Annotated in this window: 21 protein-coding genes and 1 pseudogene; 21 read left to right on the top strand and 1 reads right to left on the bottom strand. The window is 60.4% G+C overall.

Features of this window, described 5'->3' with window-relative positions:
- Positions 1–45: 45 nt before the first annotated feature.
- The 13 genes and pseudogenes from panD (at position 46) to IVA75_RS06750 (ending at position 14091) form a co-directional block, all read left to right on the top strand.
- Positions 46–399 (top strand): aspartate 1-decarboxylase, encoded by a 354-nt coding sequence (panD, locus tag IVA75_RS06815; protein WP_247282187.1) that lies wholly within the window; start codon positions 46–48, stop codon positions 397–399.
- A gap of 70 nt (positions 400–469) precedes the next feature.
- Positions 470–1624, top strand: a complete 1155-nt coding sequence (locus tag IVA75_RS06810; RefSeq protein WP_247282186.1) for an 8-amino-7-oxononanoate synthase — start codon at positions 470–472, stop codon at positions 1622–1624.
- Positions 1621–2253, top strand: coding sequence for a dethiobiotin synthase (bioD, locus tag IVA75_RS06805; RefSeq protein ID WP_247282185.1), 633 nt, complete (start codon positions 1621–1623; stop codon positions 2251–2253). Before IVA75_RS06810 ends, bioD begins: the two co-directional genes overlap by 4 nt.
- A complete protein-coding gene (locus IVA75_RS06800; protein WP_247282184.1) occupies positions 2253–3515 on the top strand; it encodes an adenosylmethionine--8-amino-7-oxononanoate transaminase in 1263 nt (420 codons plus the stop codon). The genes bioD and IVA75_RS06800 overlap by 1 nt, the downstream gene beginning before the upstream one ends.
- Before the next feature lie 654 nt (positions 3516–4169).
- Positions 4170–4364, top strand: coding sequence for a hypothetical protein (locus tag IVA75_RS06795; protein WP_247282183.1), 195 nt, complete (start codon positions 4170–4172; stop codon positions 4362–4364).
- Between the two features lie 255 nt (positions 4365–4619).
- Entirely contained in the window at positions 4620–4865 is a 246-nt protein-coding gene (locus tag IVA75_RS06790; RefSeq protein WP_247282182.1) for a hypothetical protein, read from the top strand.
- A complete protein-coding gene (locus tag IVA75_RS06785) occupies positions 4862–7333 on the top strand; it encodes an AAA family ATPase (protein WP_247282181.1) in 2472 nt (823 codons plus the stop codon). Before IVA75_RS06790 ends, IVA75_RS06785 begins: the two co-directional genes overlap by 4 nt.
- 291 nt (positions 7334–7624) lie before the next feature.
- The gene (locus tag IVA75_RS06780; RefSeq protein WP_247282180.1) at positions 7625–8140 is read left to right on the top strand and encodes a thermonuclease family protein; all 516 of its coding nucleotides are present in this window, start codon (positions 7625–7627) and stop codon (positions 8138–8140) included.
- Positions 8141–8953: 813 nt separating this feature from the next.
- A complete protein-coding gene (locus tag IVA75_RS06775) occupies positions 8954–9910 on the top strand; it encodes a zincin-like metallopeptidase domain-containing protein (protein ID WP_247282179.1) in 957 nt (318 codons plus the stop codon).
- Positions 9911–10017: 107 nt separating this feature from the next.
- Positions 10018–10194 (top strand): annotated as a pseudogene (locus tag IVA75_RS06770) (DNA-binding protein); the annotation flags it as partial.
- A 90-nt stretch (positions 10195–10284) separates the two neighbouring features.
- On the top strand, positions 10285–11346 hold the full coding sequence (locus IVA75_RS06765) for a toprim domain-containing protein (RefSeq protein ID WP_247282178.1): 1062 nt from the start codon (positions 10285–10287) through the stop codon (positions 11344–11346).
- 330 nt (positions 11347–11676) lie between these two features.
- On the top strand, positions 11677–12600 hold the full coding sequence (locus tag IVA75_RS06760) for a DUF2493 domain-containing protein (protein WP_247282302.1): 924 nt from the start codon (positions 11677–11679) through the stop codon (positions 12598–12600).
- 1170 nt (positions 12601–13770) lie between these two features.
- Positions 13771–14091 carry a DUF736 domain-containing protein gene (locus IVA75_RS06750; RefSeq protein WP_018458991.1) on the top strand — a complete coding sequence of 107 codons (321 nt, stop codon included), beginning with the start codon at positions 13771–13773 and terminating at the stop codon, positions 14089–14091.
- Positions 14092–14605: 514 nt separating this feature from the next.
- On the opposite strand, the gene IVA75_RS06745 is transcribed toward IVA75_RS06750, so the two are convergent.
- Positions 14606–14869 (bottom strand): helix-turn-helix transcriptional regulator, encoded by a 264-nt coding sequence (locus IVA75_RS06745; RefSeq protein ID WP_247282301.1) that lies wholly within the window; start codon positions 14867–14869, stop codon positions 14606–14608.
- A gap of 77 nt (positions 14870–14946) precedes the next feature.
- Between IVA75_RS06745 and IVA75_RS40325 the strand changes: the two genes are divergently transcribed.
- The 8 genes from IVA75_RS40325 to IVA75_RS06705 all read left to right on the top strand — a co-directional run bounded on the left by IVA75_RS40325 (position 14947) and on the right by IVA75_RS06705 (position 20146).
- Positions 14947–15111 (top strand): hypothetical protein, encoded by a 165-nt coding sequence (locus tag IVA75_RS40325; protein ID WP_346015294.1) that lies wholly within the window; start codon positions 14947–14949, stop codon positions 15109–15111.
- A gap of 509 nt (positions 15112–15620) precedes the next feature.
- A complete protein-coding gene (locus IVA75_RS06735) occupies positions 15621–15986 on the top strand; it encodes a hypothetical protein (RefSeq protein ID WP_247282177.1) in 366 nt (121 codons plus the stop codon).
- Positions 15983–16255 carry a DUF2285 domain-containing protein gene (locus tag IVA75_RS06730; RefSeq protein ID WP_247282176.1) on the top strand — a complete coding sequence of 91 codons (273 nt, stop codon included), beginning with the start codon at positions 15983–15985 and terminating at the stop codon, positions 16253–16255. The genes IVA75_RS06735 and IVA75_RS06730 overlap by 4 nt, the downstream gene beginning before the upstream one ends.
- A gap of 381 nt (positions 16256–16636) precedes the next feature.
- Positions 16637–16915, top strand: coding sequence for a helix-turn-helix domain-containing protein (locus tag IVA75_RS06725; protein WP_247282175.1), 279 nt, complete (start codon positions 16637–16639; stop codon positions 16913–16915).
- 3 nt (positions 16916–16918) lie between these two features.
- Entirely contained in the window at positions 16919–17821 is a 903-nt protein-coding gene (locus IVA75_RS06720; protein ID WP_247282174.1) for a replication initiator protein A, read from the top strand.
- Positions 17822–18276: 455 nt separating this feature from the next.
- Positions 18277–18741, top strand: coding sequence for a DUF2840 domain-containing protein (locus tag IVA75_RS06715; protein ID WP_247282173.1), 465 nt, complete (start codon positions 18277–18279; stop codon positions 18739–18741).
- The gene (locus IVA75_RS06710) at positions 18741–19247 is read left to right on the top strand and encodes a S26 family signal peptidase (protein WP_247282172.1); all 507 of its coding nucleotides are present in this window, start codon (positions 18741–18743) and stop codon (positions 19245–19247) included. The genes IVA75_RS06715 and IVA75_RS06710 overlap by 1 nt, the downstream gene beginning before the upstream one ends.
- A complete protein-coding gene (locus IVA75_RS06705; RefSeq protein WP_247282171.1) occupies positions 19244–20146 on the top strand; it encodes a lytic transglycosylase domain-containing protein in 903 nt (300 codons plus the stop codon). The genes IVA75_RS06710 and IVA75_RS06705 overlap by 4 nt, the downstream gene beginning before the upstream one ends.
- Positions 20147–20343: the final 197 nt, after the last annotated feature.

Raw genomic sequence — 20343 nt, 5'->3', positions numbered from 1 at the left:
TCAATCAGAGCAGCGCGCCGCGCACAAATCCAGCTTGGGCGAGAAATGCAGATTACGTTGATGAAAGGCAAAATCCATCGCGCCTCGGTCACCGAAGCCGACCTGCACTATGAAGGTTCGATTTCGATTGACCGTGCGCTGCTGAATGCTGCGGGATTCTTGATCAACGAACGCGTTGAAATCTACAACATCGACACTGGAGCGCGGTTTGCCACCTATGTGATCGAAGCGCCTACAGGGTCAGGTATCATAGGTCTGAATGGTGCGGCTGCCCGTCTCGCCAAGACCGGAGACAAAGTTATTATCGTTGCATATGCCTCCTTTGACGAAGCCGACGCAAAAACGTTCAAGCCGCACGTTGTGCTGGTCGACCGAGACAATCGCATCTTGCCAGGCTGAAGCCGCGGGCCCGAAGTTCTTCCCTGCCATCAGAACCCTTGAGACACCAATCATACTGTCCGAGTGAAGAATGAATCCAATCCATGCGACCAAAGTTGCCGATTATGTCGCAGCCTTGCATGCCCTGAAAGAAGACGACCGGCTGCGCGGCCTCAAGCCGCGCGCGGGGATCGATTTCGCGTCGAACGACTATCTCGCGCTGGCGAGCGCGCCGCGCATGAAAAAGGCTGTCTTGGACGCGATCGAGGCCGGTACACCGATCGGTGCCGGCGGGTCGCGGCTTTTGCGCGGCAATTGCGAGGAGCACGAACGTCTCGAAGCAGACGCTGCAAGTTTCTTTGGGGCGGAGACAGCGCTTTTTTTTGGCGGCGGTTATGTCGCAAATTTCGCTGTCCTGACAACGCTGCCGCAGCGAGGCGATTTTCTCGTTCTTGATGCTCTGGTGCACGCGAGTATTCATGAAGGCGCGCGAGCTGGCCGGGCCGACTTTCGGACAAGCTCGCATAACGATCCGGAGTCGGTCGAAAGCGCGATTCGTGACTGGCGGGCCGGTGGCGGAATGGGCCGGATCTGGATCGTGGTCGAAAGTCTCTACAGCATGGACGGCGACTTTGCGCCTCTCACGGATATGGTCGCGCTCGCCGACCGGCATGATGCGTTCCTGATGGTAGACGAGGCCCACGCAACAGGCGTTTACGGCGAGCAGGGACGAGGACTCACCGCGCCCTATGAGGGACGCGAAAATCTGCTGGTCGTTCATACCTGCGGCAAGGCGCTGGGCGCGGCCGGCGCGCTCGTCACTGCGTCCGGCGTGCTGCGAGACTTTATGGTCAATCGTTGCCGTCCATTCATCTTCGCGACCGCGCCATCGCCGCTGATGGCTGTCGCCGTGAGGGAGGCGATTCTGATCCTGCAGCAGGAACCCGAGCGACAGCAGCGTCTCACCAAGCTGGTCGCGTTCTCGCATCGGGAGATGAGAGAGCGCGGCTGGAAAAGTCCTTCGGATTCGCAGATCGTACCATGCATCGTAGGCGACAATGCGCGCACGATGCGGCTCGCCTCTGCATTGCAGGCGCGCGGGTTCGATATCCGCGGAATCCGGCCGCCAACCGTGCCGGCGGGCACGGCCCGGTTGCGAATTTCACTGACGCTTAACGTGGGGGAGGACGGCGTGCGTGCAATGCTCGATGCCTTGATCGAGGAGACGAAAGGCGAGCTTCAATGAGTGTCAAAATCGTCGTGACGGGCACAGGTACCGGAATTGGAAAGACGGTGTTTTCCGCGGGGCTCGCCAATCTCCTCGGAGCGGACTATTGGAAGCCGATTCAGGCTGGTCTCGAAGGAGAGACCGATACCGAGGTCGTCGCTTGTCTTGGCGGCCTCTCAGCCGATCGCATCCTGCCGGAGCGTTACCGCCTTCAGACCCCCGCTTCGCCCCATCATTCTGCCGAACTTGACGGAGTTCGCATCGAGGCGGATTTGCTCGATGTGCCCGATACCGGGGAGCGGCCATTGGTGATCGAGGGCGCGGGCGGCCTGATGGTGCCGCTGAGCGGAGACACACTCTACATTGATGTCTTCGAGCGATGGAAGCTTCCAGTGGTGCTTTGCGCAAGCACAGCGCTGGGGACCATCAATCACTCGCTGCTGTCGATAGAGGCTCTCCGAAAACGTGAGATCCGCATTCTTGGGATGGCCTTCATTGGCGAAAGAAATGCTGAGACTCAGGTTGCGATTCGCGAGATGGGGCGGGTGCGCTGGCTAGGGCGATTGCCATGGCTTTCTCCCCTCACGGCAGACACGCTGCAGGCCGCATTCCAAGCCTCATTCCGTGCTGATGATTTCAATCCGTGATGCCGAAGACAAAGTCGCCGATCTGGCATCCGTTCACGCAACACGCGCTTCAAGGCGAAATGACAACGGTTGTACGTGCTGATGGTGCTTATCTGCACACAGCAGATGGACGCCGTATTATCGATGCAATCTCATCCTGGTGGGTGGTAACGCACGGTCACTGCCATCCACATATCGTAAGCGCCATTCAGGAACAAGCCGGTAAGCTCAATCAGATCATCTTTGCCGGCTATACCCACGATGCGGCTGAGGAGCTTGCTGCGCAACTGTTGAAGCTCGCACCCCGTGGTCTCGACTATGTCTTCTTCTCCGACAGTGGCTCTACCAGTGTCGAAGTCGCCTTGAAAATGGCACTCGGGTATTGGCATAATATCGGTCAGCAGCGAAGACGCATTGTCGTAATGCAACATTCCTACCACGGCGATACGGTTGGGGCGATGTCCGTTGGTGCCAGAGGCGTGTTCAACGCGGCGTACGGTCCGCTGCTGTTCGATGTTACCTCGATCCCGTTCCCCGCGAGAGGTCGTGAGCAGGCGACACTCGCTGCGCTCGAGTCGGCATGCCGAAACGAAATGCCAGCCGCCTTTATTGTGGAACCTCTGATATTGGGGGCGGGCGGGATGCTGATGTACCCAGCCTGGGTGCTAACAGTGATGAAGCGGATCTGTGAGGCGTCGGACGTGCTGTTCATTGCCGACGAGGTCATGACCGGCTGGGGCCGCACCGGATCGCTATTTGCTTGCGAGCAGGCCAATGTCACGCCCGATATCGCTTGCTATTCGAAAGGTCTCACGGGAGGGGCGCTCCCACTCGCGGTTACGCTCTGCCGTGCGCACATTTTCGACGCGCATTATTCGAAAGATCGTATGCGTACGTTCTATCATTCGAGTTCATATACGGCGAATCCGGTAGCCTGTGCCGCTGCAAAAGCGAACTTGGATCTTTGGTGGCATCGGGACTCCCGCGAGCGCGCCGCTTCGCTCGCCGCCATGCAAGAACGGGCAATTGAGCCATTCCGCGCCGACGCGCGCTTTGAAAACGTTCGCCGTTCCGGGACCATCACAGCGCTTGATTTGAAAACGGGCGATGGCGGCTATTTGGCGGACATCGGTCCGAAGCTTCAGGCTTTCTTTAACGACCGAAATCTGCTGCTGCGCCCGCTCGGCAATACCATCTACGTGATGCCGCCCTATTGCGTCACCGCGGCAGATCTCGACGAAATCTACGCTGGCATCAGCGATGCAGCCGATGCGCTGGCTTGAAGGCGCGCTTTTCGAGTTCGGACTCGCGCTCCTCCTCCGTAGCGATTCTCATCATCTCAGAAAGAAGGCCGAAAGACGGTCTCCGGTACAAAGCACGCTTGCGTTAATGAAGTCCGTGACTTCCCGGGAATTGACCAATGAAGCTTGGGAGTGACGGACCATGTCGGTGGCGCAAGCCGGCTTGATGGCTCGCAGTTCCTGATGTCAGTCCGCATCAGATTTTTGATCTTGCTGCCGCCGCGGGGCTTCCGGCACGATCACGAAGCAGGACCAGTGCTGACCGCAGGTCTCCAACAGCAGAGGCGTTGAAATCCACCGAAGAAGCCGGAGATCCAACAGCATTTGGGCGCGATCACGGGACTTATTGGATTGATCGATTGTCTGAAGTGCTCCAATGTAATGCTGAAACGACGCAAATGTGAAGCCGAGACAACACTCTCATTTGATCGAGACTGTTCGTTGCGTACAATGTCTGGGGAACAAAGGCGCAAGATCTGGCAAAGTCAGCGTGCCACAGCCAGAACATGGGGCAACGCCGCTGGGAGATATGATGTTGGACCGCGACGGTGACTTGATCTTTCAGCTTCTGCTTTACCTTAGTCTAGTGCTTATTGTTGCGTCTCTGATGGGCTTAAGCGCGGCGGGGATTGCAGCATGGTCGAGCGAATGACCGTCAGCAAGTATCAGTTCGCGGGCGAGCTGCGGCAGTTGATCGAGACGCACATCGGCCCGTCGAGCACGTTCGAAGACTACGTCCTCATAATCGGGGAGCTGGAAGGGGCGAAGAACAGGCTGGAGCTGGAGTCCGAGAAGTTCTCGGACGAGGAGGTTGACGCCTGCGAACTATAGCGAGCGCTTTGCACTGCACAGATCCGGTAGGCGGAGGCGGTCACGCACGATATGTCGATTGAGCAATTTGCGCCAGCCGCTCATCCTTCGCCGTGAGATGCTGCGCATTCTGAGCTCGGTGGACTGACCGCGAGCAATCATAATCGGGTGGAGTAGCGGCGCTGCGCCGGCAGCGCGCCTCAGAACCGACCTATCACGCGGCTGAATGCCGGAATCGAGTAGATATCCAAAGTGGATAGACGCCGGGGGGCTACAATGGCTAAGGACAGGCTAACTGCGTTTGAGATCGATGACACTCAAACAGTCGATCAAAATATTTCTGCATTCACGAGCGAACTCAAGACAGTCGATGATGCTATCGCAAGAGTTTTGTCTGCGTCGCTCTCCAAGATCAGCCTAGAAATCCCATTCGATCAAGGCGAACTGCTTGACGCATTGTACGCGGCGACCGCGCCCGTCGAGCCCGAACAACCTTTCTCCAGCCATGGCGCCGCACAATGAGCGGTTGGTATCTTCAAAGGGTCTCCATCGAAGGGTTTCGCGGCATCAACAACGAGGGCGCACCGCTCGTACTCAAACTCAAGCCGGATTGCGTCAACTCGATTTCCGCGCCCAACGGGGTCGGAAAGACATCAATCTTCGACGCCATCGTTTATGCGATTACCGGTCGAATTCCGAAGTTGGAGGATCTACCGGCAGCCGAAAAGGGACCATCCTACTATCTTAACCGCTTCCATAGTGGTGGCGTCGGGACCGTCGCTCTGACCTTGGAGCCGGCCGCCGGTGGCGCGGAGGTCACCATAACCGTCCAGCGCGATGCCGCAGGCGCCCGGACTGTCTCGGCGAGCAACGGCGTAGATGGAGACGCCATTCTCGCTGATATCAATCGCGAGTTCGTCCTCCTTGACGGAAAGACCTTTCAGGACTTCATCGACTTTTCACCGCAGAAGCGCGGTCGATCGTTTGCCGGACTGCTCGGTCTGAAGCGTTACTCCGCCTTGCGACAGGGTCTTGCGTCGCTTGCGAACACGAAGGCATTCAACAACCACTTCGGCGTGGCCGCCAAGGAGGCCACTCAAAACAGCGCGACCGTTACCGCACAGCGCGCCCGGGCCAACATCAAGGAGGCCTACACGGCGCTGGTCGCAGACGAGTATGATCCGGCGGAAGCCGAAAGGACGATGCTCGCGAAGGCTCATTCCGCCCTTCATGGCGTCGAGCTGCTTAGGCCGATTTGCGAGGGTCGCACGTTCGAGGAGATCGACCCGTCGGCTTGCGTCGATGCCGCAAAGACCGCCGAGGGTGGTGAGGCAAGAGAACAGCTCGCGAAATTCCTCCGCGATCAAACGAGTTGGATTGACGCGGCGAAAACCGCGCCAAGCGAAGAGGATGCTGGGCGTCTGATCGAGCTAGCGGACGCCCGCGACACTGCGCTGCAGGTCACCCAAGGGGATCTGTTCCATCAGCTCTACGGCCTCAGCGAAACCATCCTTGCCGATGACTCCTGGGCGGATAAGTGCGTCTGCCCGGCGTGCGACCGATTGGACACCAATTCGGTTCTCAATCATGTTCGTCGTAAACTCGCCGACTTCGAGGCGGTTGAGGCGGCTTCGGCTAATCTGGTTCAAGAGTGGACAGAAAGGGGCTGGAATCAACTCGAAGACCTGGAGCGGTTAGGTCGCCGACCTGAAGAGGTGGCCCACCTTGCCGAGGCAAAGGACATCGGCGTCAAGGGAACCCTCGACGGCACGCGTGCACGTGCCGTTACTGAATGGCTGAAGACGCTGACCGATCGTGCCGACGCGAAGGTCGCAGAGCTCACGGATAGCAAGATGGCTCTGGAGAAGAGCTTGCCCGACAAACTCACGGCCGTTGTCGAAAAGGCTGAAGCCGCACGTCGTCTTCAGACGAATCTGTCGGACTTGCGCGCCGCCATGAAGGTGTATTCCGCCGTCGGCGCGGAGCTTGCGCGTATCGCCCGGGTAAAGACCTTTCTCGACGCCGCGAGCTCATCGTTCGCCAGCTCTGAATCCGCTACAAGCGCGCGTCGGCTCATCGCCATAGAACCGGTCACGCGGACCATCTTCGCGGCGATCATGTTCACCGATGTCGTGCCAGCACTGAAGAAGCGTGTCGGTAGCGAGGATCTCTCTATCTCCCTCGCACAATTCTGGACCCTGCCAGACATTTCAGCTCAAGCCGTTCTCTCTGAGAGCTATCGCAACGCATTTGCGATCAGCGTCTACTTGGCGGCAGCGTCGCTCTACGGGGCGGGGGCCAAGTTTCTCATTCTCGATGATGTAACATCGAGCCTCGATTCCGGGCACCAGTTTCATTTGATGAACGTGATCAAAGGACAATTTGCCCGCCCCGGCGTCCCCAGCGGTCCACAGGTAGTTCTGCTGAGCCATGACACCGTTCTCGAAAAGCTGTTCAACACTAACGCGAATGAGGGAGAGTGGTGGCATCAATGCATCCAGGGCACCGCGCGGACGGCCGTCCTGCCGCAGTCGGGTGCGATCCACAAAGTCCGCGATGCAACCCACGCCTTTCTCGACACCGGTAATACGGACGATGCTGCTCCGCGGATCAGGCAGTATCTGGAGTTCAAACTCGAGGAAGTCATCTCAAAGGTCGGCGTACCCGTACCGATTGCCATTGCTTTTAACGACGACAAACATATGGCAAAGAACTTGATCGACGCCATCAAGGCAGCTGTCGATCTCCACGATGCTGCTCGCCGCCTGGTGTTGGAGCCTGCCCAGATCACCGGTCTCGGCACCGCTGTAGCGACCATCGTGAGCAACTACCTGTCCCACTGGTCCACTGGTCAGACCCACGCCTTCACTGCCCCTTCCTTGAAAGGGGTGATGCAGGCGATTGAGAGTTTCGCAAGCTGCTTTCAGTTCGAGCACCCAGCCGGCTCGGGTCAGTACCGCTACTATCGCTCGCTTAGCCAAAAGTTTTGAACATCGGTGGTGAGGTCCTCTTGCCGGCACCGATGAGCCCGGCCTGATTAGCGGTCAACGCCATCGAAAATAGATCGCCTCGCAGGAGCCGCAGGTGCAACCGGCTTCGGTTCTTGTTCGCGCGGAACTGGAGACATGTAGTTCCACTCAGCCTGATGGTCAGGTTTGTCCTCGGCCTCCTTGCGGAGTTTCACTATCCCGAGCGGCCTGCGAACCTGCCAGCGCTGAAGCCACTCGCGAACTGGCCACAATTCAAGCCGCGAGATTTGCGGTAGCTAGAAGGTCATTGGAATGCGTCGAACCTCTGTCGCATTGATTATCGCCATTCTGTCGAGCGTAGCGTTGGCCGACGATTTTGTCGGCCAGGCCAGTGTTATCGACGGCGACACATTGGAAATACATGGAGTGCGCATCCGGCTCTGGGGCATCGATGCACCGGAGAGCGGCCAGCTGTGCCGTGGCGACGACAGCTTACAATATCGGTGTGGTGCTCAGGCGGCGAACGACCTTGACGCCTTCATTGGCCGCAGTGCCGTCAATTGTGTTCCAGTCAGCCTCGACCCGTATGGCCGCACCGTCGCGACCTGCTCGGTCGCAGGCAAGGATCTCGGTGGTTGGCTTGTACGCAACGGTCTTGCGCTGGATTGGCCCCAATACTCGAAGGGCAGGTATCACGAAGCTCAGCGCGAGGCTGAGCGCGCGGGCCGAGGACTTTGGAAGGGCAGCTACGTCGAGCCGTGGCTCTATCGTGCATGCATCCGCGCAAGTGGAAAGCCGTCCGCCTGTTCGGACGATGCCCATCCTTGATGCGATCCTCGCAAGGCGCCAATCCACAACGTGGGTTGGCCGATCACCGCACTTGGGCAGGTGGCTCTGGGGCCGTTTAGGCGGCTCACGCTACCCATCATTCCCAATCACCTCACTGCAAATGGGAATGAAATGGTTGCAGCGACAGGTGAATTGCCGGCCTCTGGTTACGCGCTTGAAGTGGACGGCCGGCTCAACGCCGAATTTGCAACCACAGACGGCGCCAGGGCAGGTGGAAGAACTAAAGAAGCGTTTTCCCATGCTTCAGATCAGGATCTATGAGGCGCAAACCAATGCCGCGAGGAAATCTAGGTCCTCCGACTTAAGCCCTGGTGGAATTCTTCCGCTTGTGCGCGTGCGGCTTCCGCCGCATCGGGCTCTCGTTGAACCGAGCCGCGTTGCGTCTCGGCCGTCCGGCTTCGATCCCTCGCGCAAGAGCCGCGGAGCTCCTCGCCGGGGGCACTCGGGAAAGGGGCTCGCCTGCGGCGATCGCTATCACTGCCCCGTTCCCGGGTGCCACTATTGAACCGGTCTCGTCGCTGCACTCGGACCCGCGTGCCCCTTCGGGTCGCTATGCTCACGCTCTCCGGGTGCCATTTCCCGTCGAGGCGATGCGCTCTTGGCGCACGCCCGGTCGGGCCTGCGGCCCCAGGCATCTCAGTATCTAGTTCTGAAAACTTGGGACGGAAGGCGGACCGGGTCGCAAATGTCGCATTCTGAATGAGAGGCTGAGAGTAAGAGTGTCGCGCGGTTTTGCCGTGACGGGTTACAGGCTGCGAGAGAGGCTCGCGGCGCCCGTCGCGGAGATCCGCGATGTCCAGACATCATTATCGGGCGCGCACCGGTGAGGACCGGACGAGCCTTTATGACGACATCACCAACAAGATCATCGCCGAACTGGAGGCCGGCCGTGTGCCGTGGGTGCAGCCCTGGGGCACCGCGGCGGCGACGGCGCCTTTGGCCATGCCGAAAAGCGCCGCGACCGGCCGCCAATACAGCGGCGTTAACATACTAATTCTCTGGGGGGCTGCCACTGAACACGCATTCACAGGTCAGAGCTGGCTCACATTCCGCCAGGCGCTATCGCTCGGTGGTCACGTTCGCAAGGGCGAGCGCGGCACGACCGTCGTCTATGCCGACCGCTTTGTGCCGGTCGACGAACAGCGCCGCGCGAGCGAGAACGGTGAGGAAGCGCAGACCATTCCGTTCCTCAAGCGCTTCACACTTTTCAACATCGATCAATGCGAGGGCTTGCCTCCGGACATCGCAACAACAGCGCCGCCTCCGCCGCCAGACCTGATCGAGCCGAAGGTCGAAAAGCTCATCAAGGCGACTGGCATCGACTTCCGCATCGGCGGCAACCGCGCCTTTTATGCGCCGACAGAAGATTATGTGCAGGTGCCGCCACCGCAAGCCTATTTCGAGCCGATCAACTGGCATCGAACGGCCTTGCATGAGCTGGCGCATGCCAGCGGCCATCCGTCACGTCTCAACCGCGACTTGTCGGGCAGCTTTGGTACCAGGAAGTATGCCTTTGAGGAGTTGGTCGCGGAAATTGCCTCTGCGTTCGGTTGCGCGTCCCTCGGTATCGTACCGACGGTGCGGCACGCCGATTATATCGGCTCGTGGCTCGATGTGTTGCGCGAGGACAATCGTGCAATTGTGCGGGCCGCTTCACAGGCCAGCAAGGTCGCGGACTATCTCCTTGGATTCTTGCCAGCACCCGCTGCCGACATGAAGGCGGAAAAAGCGGACCAGGAAGCGGCGTGAGGCTCCGCCCGGTCACCGCGGGAACGAGAGTGAGAGGGCGGGTCGTTTTCCGCGATGGGTTGGAGGTCGAGAGAGAGGCTCTCGGCCGCCCGTCGTGGAGAATCGGCATGACGAAGGCTGTCCAAAAGATCACCTTGTCGCCCTCGCGTAATATTCCGTTCAACAAGCTGGTGCTGAGCCAGTCCAACGTCCGGCATGTGACGGCGGGCATTTCCATCGAGCAACTCGCCGAAAGTATCGCGCAGCGTACGCTCCTGCAGAGTCTCAACGTGCGGGCGGTTGTTCGTGCGTACGGTTGCGAGCGGTGTGGAGGTCCTGTCGAAAGTGCTCGACCCCTATCCGATCACGCGCATCAGTGAGCGGGAGGCCGCCTGATGTTCAGCAAGCCTTGCGAATTAGCACGCCGCCTCGCGCGCGAGGCCGAGGCGGTGTGCCGACACTATCTCTCCAATGGAAAGAGGGAGGGGCGGTACTGGCTGGTCGGCGATGTCCACAACGCCCCAGGGCGCTCACTGTTCGTGCGGCTCCAGGACTCACGGAAAGGCTCCGCCGGAAAATGGACTGACGCCGCAACCGGGGAACATGGCGATCTCCTCGACGTCATCCGTGAAACCTGCGGCTTGCGCGATTTCCGGGAGGTCGCAGAGGAGGCGAGGCGCTTTCTGAGGCTGGCTCGTACTGAACCGGAACTCGTCCCGAAACCCGTTCGTCCGTTAGGACCGGCCGGATCGCAAGACGCGGCAAGACGGCTCTTTATGAGATCGCAACCGATCGAGGGGACGCTGGCCGAGACATATTTGCAGCGTCGCGGGATCGCCCACCTGCACCATGGTGGCAGCCTGCGTTTCCATCCGCGCTGCTATTATCGGCCCGACGAACACCTGCCAGCCGAGACCTGGCCGGCGATGATCGCCTGCGTCACGGATCTCGAAGGCAGGATCACTGGCGTGCATCGCACCTGGCTCGACCCTGACGGCTTTGATCGCATTCGGCTGGGCAAAGCTCCGATCGATACGCCGCGACGCGCGATGGGCGATCTCCTGGGGAACGCGGTTCGCTTCGGCGTGCTGGACGACGTGCTCGCTGCCGGCGAGGGAATCGAAACCATGCTGTCGCTACGTTACGTGTTGCCGATAATGCCAATGCTGGCTGCGCTCTCGGCCAATCATCTCTCCGCCATGGTTCTTCCGACCGGGCTGCGCCGGCTCTACATCGCCCGCGATGTCGATGCCGCTGGCGATGCGGTGCAGGCGACCCTCAGCCAGCGCGCAGCGGACGCCGGCATTGAAGCGGTCACGCTGTCGCCCCGGCTGGGCGACTTCAACGAAGATCTGCATGTCTTCGGTGTCCATGCTCTCCAAGCAGCGTTGCAGCTCCAGCTCGTGCCAGAGGACGTCGTTCGCTTCCTGCATCCCTCGACTGTACCCGCGGAATAGCTTCCGGTCCTTGATCGACGTCGATCGGCCAGTCATAGGCGAGGCCAATACCGGAAGAGGACGCGACCTCGGCCTTCTAGAGAGCGATCGGACGGCAGGCGGAGCGCGCCGGCAATGGCTACGGCCGGCTATTTTCCGCCGCGCGCCAGTGATGTGAAGACACATCATTGGGTTCGCCGCGCGCTTTGCATCGCGAAGCAAAATAGCCGGCCTCCGCCATCCTCCGCTGCCGCTTCGGCCCTTTCGGGTTCTGGCACGCTTCGGCCGCCGTCAGAGGATCGCCACGAAGGCGGCGATAGTCGCGGCCGATCCGGCAAAGGACCTCTTCCCATGACCGACCATGACGACGTCGAACCGCTGCACAACTCTTCTCCGACCGACCAAGTCATCACCGAACTCCAGCTCTTCGGCTATCACCCCTTCGACGACCAGCCCGATCCAAGACCGCTCCCAGAGGGCAAGATGGTTGGCGGCGCCGTCGCCGATATCTTCGACGCCCTGGTCGCGACCTTGAGCGACACCCGGCTTGAGCCGGACCTTGACGATCTGCTCTGGTCGACCGTCAACCTGTTCCATCGTGCCGTCGAGCGCGTCGAAAGGCAGCTCGATAACAACGAACAAGCGCAGCACAAGAGCCAACGCGAGCAGAACGGGTCCGAGGTGCGATCGGTCGAACTCGAGCGCCTGACCGCCGAAGGCGTCACGCTGATCGAACGCCGCAACTGCCTGGAACTCTTCCGTGACCAGGCCATCGAACAATTTGAGGTCAACACCGGCGCATCCTGGCGCCCGCGATCGGGATCATTGGTCAACCACCGCACGTTCACCGCAGCGATGATCGACTCCCGCGACTTCATTGCCGCCAAACGCCGCGCCGAAACCGAGGTCTTGTTGCCACCCGGGCCGAAAATCGCACTCACCGGCGGGCTCGACTTCAATGACCACAACCTCATCTGGGATCGCCTCGACAAGGTTCATGCCAAGCACCCGGACATGGTCCTCCTGCATGGCGGCTCTCCCAAGGGCGCCGAACTGATCGCCTCCAAATGGGCGACCAATCGCAAGGTCCCACAGATCGCTTTCAAGCCGGACTGGACGAAACACGCCAAGGCGGCGCCATTCAAGCGCAACGACGCGATGCTCGAACTCCTGCCGATCGGCGTCATGCATTTTCCGGGCACGGGAATTCAGGACAATATCGCTGACAAGGCGAAGCGGCTCGGTATTCCCGTTTGGAAGTTCGGCGGCTCATGAGCGCCGTCTACTCGCCTGGAAGACGACGAAGACGGAGTTGCGCGCCGCAACTCCGCCTACTTCCGATTTTCGGTCCGAAGCCGCGCCGCGGTGGTGGTGGAGGCGCGACCAATACCTCTGTGCATTGGAGCCACCACCATGCTCGCCCTTGGGCTTGCCCTCAACACGCTCGGCATCGGTTTGTTCTGCTGGCTGATCCTTGCGCTGGCGGTCTATGCCTTGCCGTTTTTCGTCGCGCTCAGTGTCGGAATATCGGCATTTTCGCGATGGCGCGGGCCTCTTCGGCGCACTGCTTATCGGAATTGCTTCTGGCGCGCTGACGCTTGCCGCTGGTCAGCTCACTCTCGCGGCTAATCGGTCGTTGACCTTGCGCGTCCCGGTCGCAACCGTCTTCGCGGTCCCGCGGCAATCGCCGGCTACCATGTGGTGTTTGCCCTGTCCCAGATCGGGGTGCGTTCGCCGAGCTGGCGGGAGGCCTTCGCTTGCGTAGGTGCGCTTTGCATCGGCGGCACGGCATGGGCGCGTTTGACCGCTTCGCGAGGCCCCCCACCGTCTCACTCGGCCGGGGTGGTGGAGAATACACCTCGACCAATTCTTCCAGCCGCCACGCTCGAGCGATGAGGCTTCGTCGTCATCAGGTCGAGCAAGCTCGCACAGAGACCAGGTTGAACGAGACGGCGTCGAGCTCGAGCGAAAGGCAACCGCGTCTCCCTTCGAAGCCTTTATGCAAGGCCCACCAATCTCTGTCTGGCTCGCATAGCTGGGTGGGGCGCGCCGCGCTCGATCATTCCTGCGGGAGACGATACCGCCCTTTGCGGCAGATTGTTTCTCCTTCTGCGCCGGCCCGTCCCGACCTCTTGCTCAGAACAACCGAAATTTGCCACTCATCTCCTTAGGATTGCGGTTCAGCGCGCGGACGCACGTGGCCTCCTTGATGGCTCGATCTGGCCCAAGAGCGGCTGCGCCTCGATCGTCTGAGCCGCAACGCCGTTGATGCGACTTTCTTCCCCTGGGCTTGCGCCCATTCCTCGCGAGACAAGAAAGTCGCTCCAACGGCGTCCTCCGCTGCGCTCCGGCCTGCTAGCGGGTGCGTCGCCGATCGTCTTCGGCCTTTAGATCGCCATCGAGGCCGCGGTGGTCGCGGGCTCGAAACACAACAGGAGAAGTGACATGGCTAACATCGGTTCTTTCAAGAAAGTCGGCAACGATTTCCAGGGCGAGATCGTCACCCTGAGTTTGCAGGCCAGGGGCGTCCGCATCGTCGCCGAGACCAACCGCTCCAACGATAACGCTCCCAGCCACCGCATCTATGTGGGCCGGGCGGAGATCGGGGCAGCCTGGTCCAAGCGCTCCGAGGAGGGCCGCGATTACCTCTCGCTCAAGCTTGACGACCCGTCGTTCAACGCGCCGATCTACGCGAACCTGTTCGATGACGAAGGCGGAGAGGGCTACACGCTCCTCTGGTCGCGCCCGCGCAAGAACGGGGAGTGAGGCTCGGTCCAAAGCCCCGCCTGAGTTGATCGGGCGGGGCTTCTTTTCCAGCCTAAGGCGGCAAGATGATCACGCTGCTGTTCCATTGGAGCGGTTCTCACATCACCTCTCGTGGGTACCGATATCTATTTTGGTCTGGTCAATGCCGGTATCGTAGACAGCTTGCTCTTGGGGTAGCGAGGGGCTTTGCGGAGCCCGGGGACCGAGCGCCTCAACCTCATAAGTCACCGCTGCGGCGCTAACGCTTTGCTGACCTTGCATCGGGCGTCTAATCGGGCGGAGGCACAATCGGAATGGCAAGTCCGGCGTCTACGCGGTCCCGTTTTGACCATCATCTTGAAGCCCTTCACTCACGCTTGAGCATTGCCGGATGGATTGTAAGGGCAGGAGGCTACACCCTCCTTAGGTCCGACCGCATAAAACCGGCAAGCAGAGCTCGAACAAAAACCTCGTCGAACCGCTCGTGCGAGGCTTCTTGCAGGCGCAGGGGAACGTCTCGCCGCGGTACGATGCTCTACTGGTCAATCTTTTTTCCTCTTCGGTGCTTTAGGAAGCTCTTGGAGAACTCCTGGTCCGGCAAGACAAGATTCACGTGGCTAACACCCAGTGTGGTTGCGAGTTCGAACAGCGTCACCACGGTGGGATTGCGCCGACCTTGTTCCAATCCGCTGATATATTGTTGCGTGAAGTCGGACGCCTCTGAGAATTTCTCCTGCGTGAAGCCTTTCTGCTTCCGCAGTTTTAAAAAATTCCGACCCACCAACTTGCGCATATCCATCGGCGCAAGTTGCTTCTTCACATTGAACTGAGGAACCGTGCCTGCGCACGTCTATTGTCATTCTTGCGAGATTTATCATGCAAACACCGCCCCTTGAGCCGCATGTCGCCGCCTGCGCCCCCACAGATCCAGCGCTCACATCCTATGATGAGGAGCATCTGGTGACGTACTGGCGCCTTCTCGACGCCGCGGCAGATGGCGCCGACTGGAAGGAAGTGGCCCGAATCGCGCTGCACATTTGATCCGGACCGAGAATCGATGCGGGCGCAAACTGCATTCGAGAGCTATTTGAGGCGCGCTAGATGGCTGGCAGATCACGGCTACCGTCATCTGGTTGCGCGGTGGCGCAGGTAGATAGCAGGATTTGGCCATCCGAGTTGAGAAGTCAATTCTCTCCGACCATCATGGATCTTCTTGAGCATCACTTGGTGATCGCTTCCACGGCAACTTGGCACTCCCACAGCCCTTATTGACCGGCTATCGAGTCAATCGCGCTTGGAGAGTTCAGCCCGGAGTAGATGCGGTCGAGCGCACAATCACGCACGAATTTTGCTCGCCTTCTCCTCGACCAGTTGGGCGGGTCGAACTTCCAGAGCCTGCGAGACTTGCCAGATCGTAAGCAGGGTCACGTTTTGCAACCCTCTCTCCATTGATGAACGCGCGGTCGACACCCATGCGCTCTGCCACCGCCTCTTGGGTCAGGCGCAGGTCTAACCGAAATCGACGCGTGTTTGCTCCAAAAAGCTTGCGGATGTCCATCCGCAGGATAGGAAGCATTCGCGTATTTGGCGCTGCTTTCACCCATGACCCGCAAGGGTCTTTCTACGAGCAGACCATCTTCTGGGCGCCCGAGGCGATGCCAACGGTGGTGCCGGTCGTTCGGAGCGCGTCCGGCCGTCAAGGTTCGGACGTAGTACTTCCGCTTGCTGACCTCACGTCGGCCACCATGAGGCAAGCACCGGACGGCTGGCATGCCCTCTTGCTGGTCCAGGGCACGCAGCATCGATTATGGCTCAGTGAGGCCCCGCACCTCGGCACCGGATATGCCACCGAATTGCCGCTTGACGAGAATTCGTCGCGCGCGCCCACGCCGCGCATCGCTTATGGCGAACGTTGAACGGCCGCCCGCCGGGACCTGCCTTTCACCGGCTTTCGGCCCAGCAGCGGAAAAGGCTCGGCCTGGCTCTGCGAGCGCGGGATGGGCATGAGGATGGCGCATCCTATCGAACGATCGCGGAGGTGATGTTCGGCAAAAAGCGACTCATCGAGCGCGGCTGGAAGACCCACGACGTGCGCAGCCGTACCATTCGCCTGGTCAAAGCCGGTCGCTTCATCGTGCGCGCTGGCTACCGTTCATTGTTTCGGTCGAGATCCCGCCAGAGATAGATCTGCATAGCGTACAACTGATGCAATCAGGTCAGGTTTGGCGCCTCTAGCCCTCCCGCTGACTGCACCGGCGGGCGGCCCGCGATTGGATCTTACGCCTCATGCGCGCCGATCGCCTGCGTCGCATCGGAGCGCTTCGAGCTCCCCCGCACCACGCCTAACAACTGAGACGTCCCTGGCTGCGCAGCAGAATCGTCGGCCGATTGCTGGACTACCAAGCCTGCATTCCTCTTTTGCCGATCGCAGCGCGAAAGCAAAGGAGGGGTGCCGAAATCGCCCTAACAATGTTCGGCATCCCCTCACGTGCGTTCGCTCCTCCATGGTGTCCCTTGACGCGCGATCAAACTCCGTCGCGCTCCATGACATCACGGGAGCGATCCGATGCCCGACCCGAACGCCGGCACGCCGCAGCGCTATCTTCGCACACCAGAAGCGGCACGCTTTCTTGGCCTCTCCGGCCGCACCCTCGAAAAGCATCGCACCTATGGCACAGGTCCGACCTACCGCAAGCTGGGCGGCCGCGTCGTCTACGCGCTCGAAGACCTGAAAGCATGGGTGGACCGCGGCGCCAAAACGTCGACCAGCGATCCCGGGGTTGGCACGGTCTTGCCCGCCAAGCGGCACCCGCCCATCCCTTACGCTGGCAAGGAGCGGCGCTGACCCATGCCGGACAGCAACTCCTTTGCGCGCTCGCGGCGCAACTCAGAACGGGATCAGCTCGATCTGTTTCGCGCTCTTCCCGGTGATCTCGCGCCGCGCGACGCGCAAGACTTAATGGCTTATCCGTTCTTTTCGCTGGCGAAGTCGAAACGGACCGTTCCCATCGATTTTGGGGTCGGGACAATCAAGATCCGTGTCGAAGCTGTGCCGGAACATGGCATGGCGACCATCTGGGATGCGGACGTGCTGATCTGGGCCGCCTCGCAAATTATCCAGGCGCGTGATGCGGGTTTGAAGACGTCGCGGTTGATGGCTGCCACCCCTTACGAGATCCTGACCTTCGTGGGACGCGGCACAAGCGTGCGCGACTACGATCGCCTCAAGGCTGCGCTCGACCGGTTGCAATCGACCACTGTGATGACATCCATTCGCCAGCCGACTGAGCGCCGGCAGCATCGGTTCTCGTGGATCAACGAATGGAAAGAGACGGCGGATATGCACGGCCGCGCCCGCGGGCTCGAGCTGATCCTGCCAGACTGGTTCTACACGGGTGTTCTGAACGAAGCGCTCGTGCTGACGATCGACCGCGCATATTTCGATCTGACTGGCGGACTGGAGCGCTGGCTTTATCGCCTCGTGCGCAAGCACGGCGGTCGCCAAAAGGGCGGCTGGAGCTTTGATCTTGTGCACCTCCACGCCAAATCGGGCTGCCTATCGCCACTCAAGCACTTCGCATACGACCTGCGCCAGATCGTTCGACAGCAGAGATTGCCAGGATATGAACTGGTCATCTCGCACGACCCAAATGGGACGGAACGGCTGAACTTCGCTCCCACTCCGGTCGACCCGCTTACCCACCGGCTGCGCAAGCGCGGGCTTATCTCCGGCTCGGGGGAAAACCTGTGAATCCCGCCGTGCTATCAGGGACCAGCGCCACCGTGCCATCGGGGACCGAAAACGCGTGCCATCAGGGACCGCTATCGCGGAAAAGCCCTTGCCACAGACGAGCTTCCGCTTCCTCTAACTTTCCTAACCAGGAATCCTTCGGATTCCTTCTAACGGACCCCCAGTCCACGTCGCGGCAGAGTTCGTGGCTGTCCGGTCAGCCTACCGCCTGCGCCAACCTCCGCACGACAGCGGCTGAGCTGCGTCTTGCTTCCTGGAAATGGATCTTCGCAGTCCTGGACCTGCAGGAGCGTTATCTCCTCCCAAGGCGCGCTTGGCGTTCTGACGCGGCCGTGAGCGCGGAGCAGTCGTGCTTCGCCCCGCCTGTCGTTTGCCTATCACGCCTCCTCGTCCTGGACTTCAGATCGCCATCGTCTCAGCACCGCGCCTGCCGTCTTGCGATATGGAATTTCAATATGAATGATCTCACGACCGTTGAGCTCCTGTGGCTCGAGAAACGCATCGAAAACCGCATTCGGTTCGGCCGGTCTACATCGGAAACGATCATCGACCATCACCGGCGTGTTCTTTCATTTGCGCCTGGCAGCATTTTTGCGTTCGTACGCTGGAGCTCCAATGACTTCGGAACTGTACTGTCACGCATCGATATTCTGCGCGCGTGCGCGCCGGGGCAACGCTACTCGACCGTGCCTTGGATCAGTCCGGGCGGCGAGAGCCTGCTGAGATTGTCAGGTTGGCCGAAGGTCGAACGTGTCCTGCAGCTGATCGGCGCGGTGGAAGCACTGGGCATCGATCCTGCCGAGGCGGCGCCCGACTACTGGCACCACGCGCACAATCGCCTTTCCGTGAATGAAACTCCGCGAAGCTACACCCGTGCGCGTCACCAGGCGTGGCTCCGGCGCCAAAGGGCGACACTCTGATGGGCCGGCTCATAACACTTCTTGCCATGTGCGGTGGCACGGCTCTTGCGCTCTCCGCCGACCGGTGCACAGCGCCATGGTATATTTGGAACGCTTCGCATAGCGTGCCGATCGGTCTTTACCGCTTGCAGCCGGTAGAGCGTCTCCGTGTCACCTCGCTCGTAGCCGTTCGCCCGCCTGAGCCGCTTGCGTCGTTCCTTGATTTGAACGGCTATCTGCCGCTCGGCATTCCCATGCTCAAGCGGGTGTTGGCGCTCCCTGGGCACACCGTCTGCAGACGAGAACTCACTATCCTCGTCGACGGCATCGAGATGGGCGAGGCCCGCGAGCGCGATGGCCGTGGGCGGCCTTTGCCCGCATGGCAAGGATGCCACGTCCTGACGGCCGACCAGATCTTTCTGATGAACTGGGAATCGGCCGATTCTTTTGACGGCCGCTATTTCGGGCCGATCGCGGCCTCCGCCGTCATCGGCCAGGCCTTGCCAGTGTGGACAAAGGACGAATGACCATGCTTGCCTTGCTTCATCGACTTGCAGCTTCATCATGCTTCCGCGGACCGCAATCCCCTTGCTCCTTCCCGGCCAAGCTCGTCAGCAGATGCGGGCGCGCCGATGATGATCAGCTGCAAAGGCCGCACGTTGACTTCTCCCAGGCTGCGCTCGAGGCGATGCGGGCATGCCGTCCGTCCTTCCGTATCATCGTGGCATTCCTGGCAGCTTTGGCAGCTGTCGAATTGCCGTGGAGCTGTCGAGCCCAATCCGAATTGCAGGCGCCTGCTCCGCCCTCAACGTGCCTTGGCAAATTCGTCCCATATGCGGCCTTCATTGCCGAGGCGTCCCGCCGGTTTGCAGTTCCCGTGCAATTGGTTTGTGCCGTGATCCAGGTCGAAAGCAGTGGCAAAGCGCACGCCGTGTCATCTCGAGGTGCCCTGGGCTTGATGCAAATCATGCCAGGGACGTGGGTCGACCTGAGCGCCCGCTACAATCTAGGCATCGACCCCTTCGACCCCCATGACAACATTTTCGCGGGGGCCGCCTACCTGCGAGAGATGCTGGACCGGTTCGGCTCGGACGGATTTCTCGCTGCCTACAACGCAGGCCCCCAGCGCTACGCGAAGCATCTGACGACGGGGCGCGCGCTGCCTGAAGAAACCCTGGCCTACCTGAACAAACTCGAGCCATTGACCGGCATGATACAGCGCTGGCGCGATACTTCGGTCCCTGGTCACGGCACAAATTGGAAGCAAGCCAAGCTGTTCGTTCCGCGATTTTATCGCTGGTCGCGCGAACGGAGCTCGGCATCCGCTCTGCACGAAACGCCTTCATCGAAAGACGCGCTGAATTCCCACGCGACTGAACTTTTGCCCCATGCGAGTGGCCTGTTCGTGCCGCGATCGGGGAGGTGAAGTCTCAATGACGATAATCGCATCTCCTCGCATGCCATCGCAAGGTCTCGCATTTTGGAAAGTGATGAGGACACGGGCGGAAGGAGCAGACCGGGGATGGCCGCCCGTAATCGGTCTCCTGCAGAACTTGCGGCGGCGGAGCAGATGGTCTGCGCGATGAATATTGCGCACACTGCACCGGCTCAGCAACGCGGGAG

The organism is Bradyrhizobium sp. 134 (assembly GCF_023074155.1).
Lineage (GTDB): Bacteria > Pseudomonadota > Alphaproteobacteria > Rhizobiales > Xanthobacteraceae > Bradyrhizobium.
The sequence above is the reverse complement of the archived record's forward strand: the minus strand, read 5'-3'. Positions and strand labels throughout refer to the sequence as shown.

What these genes read in the sequence shown, in the direction of transcription:
- IVA75_RS06810 (WP_247282186.1), top strand. Translation starts at nt 470, where the DNA reads ATGAATCCAATCCATGCGACCAAAGTTGCCGATTATGTCGCAGCCTTG.
- IVA75_RS06745 (WP_247282301.1), bottom strand. Translation starts at nt 14,869, where the DNA reads ATGGATATGCGCAAGTTGGTGGGTCGGAATTTTTTAAAACTGCGGAAG.
- panD (WP_247282187.1), top strand. Translation starts at nt 46, where the DNA reads ATGCAGATTACGTTGATGAAAGGCAAAATCCATCGCGCCTCGGTCACC.
- IVA75_RS06785 (WP_247282181.1), top strand. Translation starts at nt 4,862, where the DNA reads ATGAGCGGTTGGTATCTTCAAAGGGTCTCCATCGAAGGGTTTCGCGGC.
- IVA75_RS06800 (WP_247282184.1), top strand. Translation starts at nt 2,253, where the DNA reads ATGCCGAAGACAAAGTCGCCGATCTGGCATCCGTTCACGCAACACGCG.
- IVA75_RS06780 (WP_247282180.1), top strand. Translation starts at nt 7,625, where the DNA reads ATGCGTCGAACCTCTGTCGCATTGATTATCGCCATTCTGTCGAGCGTA.
- bioD (WP_247282185.1), top strand. Translation starts at nt 1,621, where the DNA reads ATGAGTGTCAAAATCGTCGTGACGGGCACAGGTACCGGAATTGGAAAG.
- IVA75_RS06715 (WP_247282173.1), top strand. Translation starts at nt 18,277, where the DNA reads ATGAATGATCTCACGACCGTTGAGCTCCTGTGGCTCGAGAAACGCATC.
- IVA75_RS06790 (WP_247282182.1), top strand. Translation starts at nt 4,620, where the DNA reads ATGGCTAAGGACAGGCTAACTGCGTTTGAGATCGATGACACTCAAACA.
- IVA75_RS06720 (WP_247282174.1), top strand. Translation starts at nt 16,919, where the DNA reads ATGCCGGACAGCAACTCCTTTGCGCGCTCGCGGCGCAACTCAGAACGG.
- IVA75_RS06775 (WP_247282179.1), top strand. Translation starts at nt 8,954, where the DNA reads ATGTCCAGACATCATTATCGGGCGCGCACCGGTGAGGACCGGACGAGC.
- IVA75_RS06735 (WP_247282177.1), top strand. Translation starts at nt 15,621, where the DNA reads ATGTCCATCCGCAGGATAGGAAGCATTCGCGTATTTGGCGCTGCTTTC.
- IVA75_RS06725 (WP_247282175.1), top strand. Translation starts at nt 16,637, where the DNA reads ATGCCCGACCCGAACGCCGGCACGCCGCAGCGCTATCTTCGCACACCA.
- IVA75_RS06760 (WP_247282302.1), top strand. Translation starts at nt 11,677, where the DNA reads ATGACCGACCATGACGACGTCGAACCGCTGCACAACTCTTCTCCGACC.
- IVA75_RS06750 (WP_018458991.1), top strand. Translation starts at nt 13,771, where the DNA reads ATGGCTAACATCGGTTCTTTCAAGAAAGTCGGCAACGATTTCCAGGGC.
- IVA75_RS40325 (WP_346015294.1), top strand. Translation starts at nt 14,947, where the DNA reads ATGCAAACACCGCCCCTTGAGCCGCATGTCGCCGCCTGCGCCCCCACA.
- IVA75_RS06765 (WP_247282178.1), top strand. Translation starts at nt 10,285, where the DNA reads ATGTTCAGCAAGCCTTGCGAATTAGCACGCCGCCTCGCGCGCGAGGCC.
- IVA75_RS06705 (WP_247282171.1), top strand. Translation starts at nt 19,244, where the DNA reads ATGACCATGCTTGCCTTGCTTCATCGACTTGCAGCTTCATCATGCTTC.
- IVA75_RS06795 (WP_247282183.1), top strand. Translation starts at nt 4,170, where the DNA reads ATGGTCGAGCGAATGACCGTCAGCAAGTATCAGTTCGCGGGCGAGCTG.
- IVA75_RS06710 (WP_247282172.1), top strand. Translation starts at nt 18,741, where the DNA reads ATGGGCCGGCTCATAACACTTCTTGCCATGTGCGGTGGCACGGCTCTT.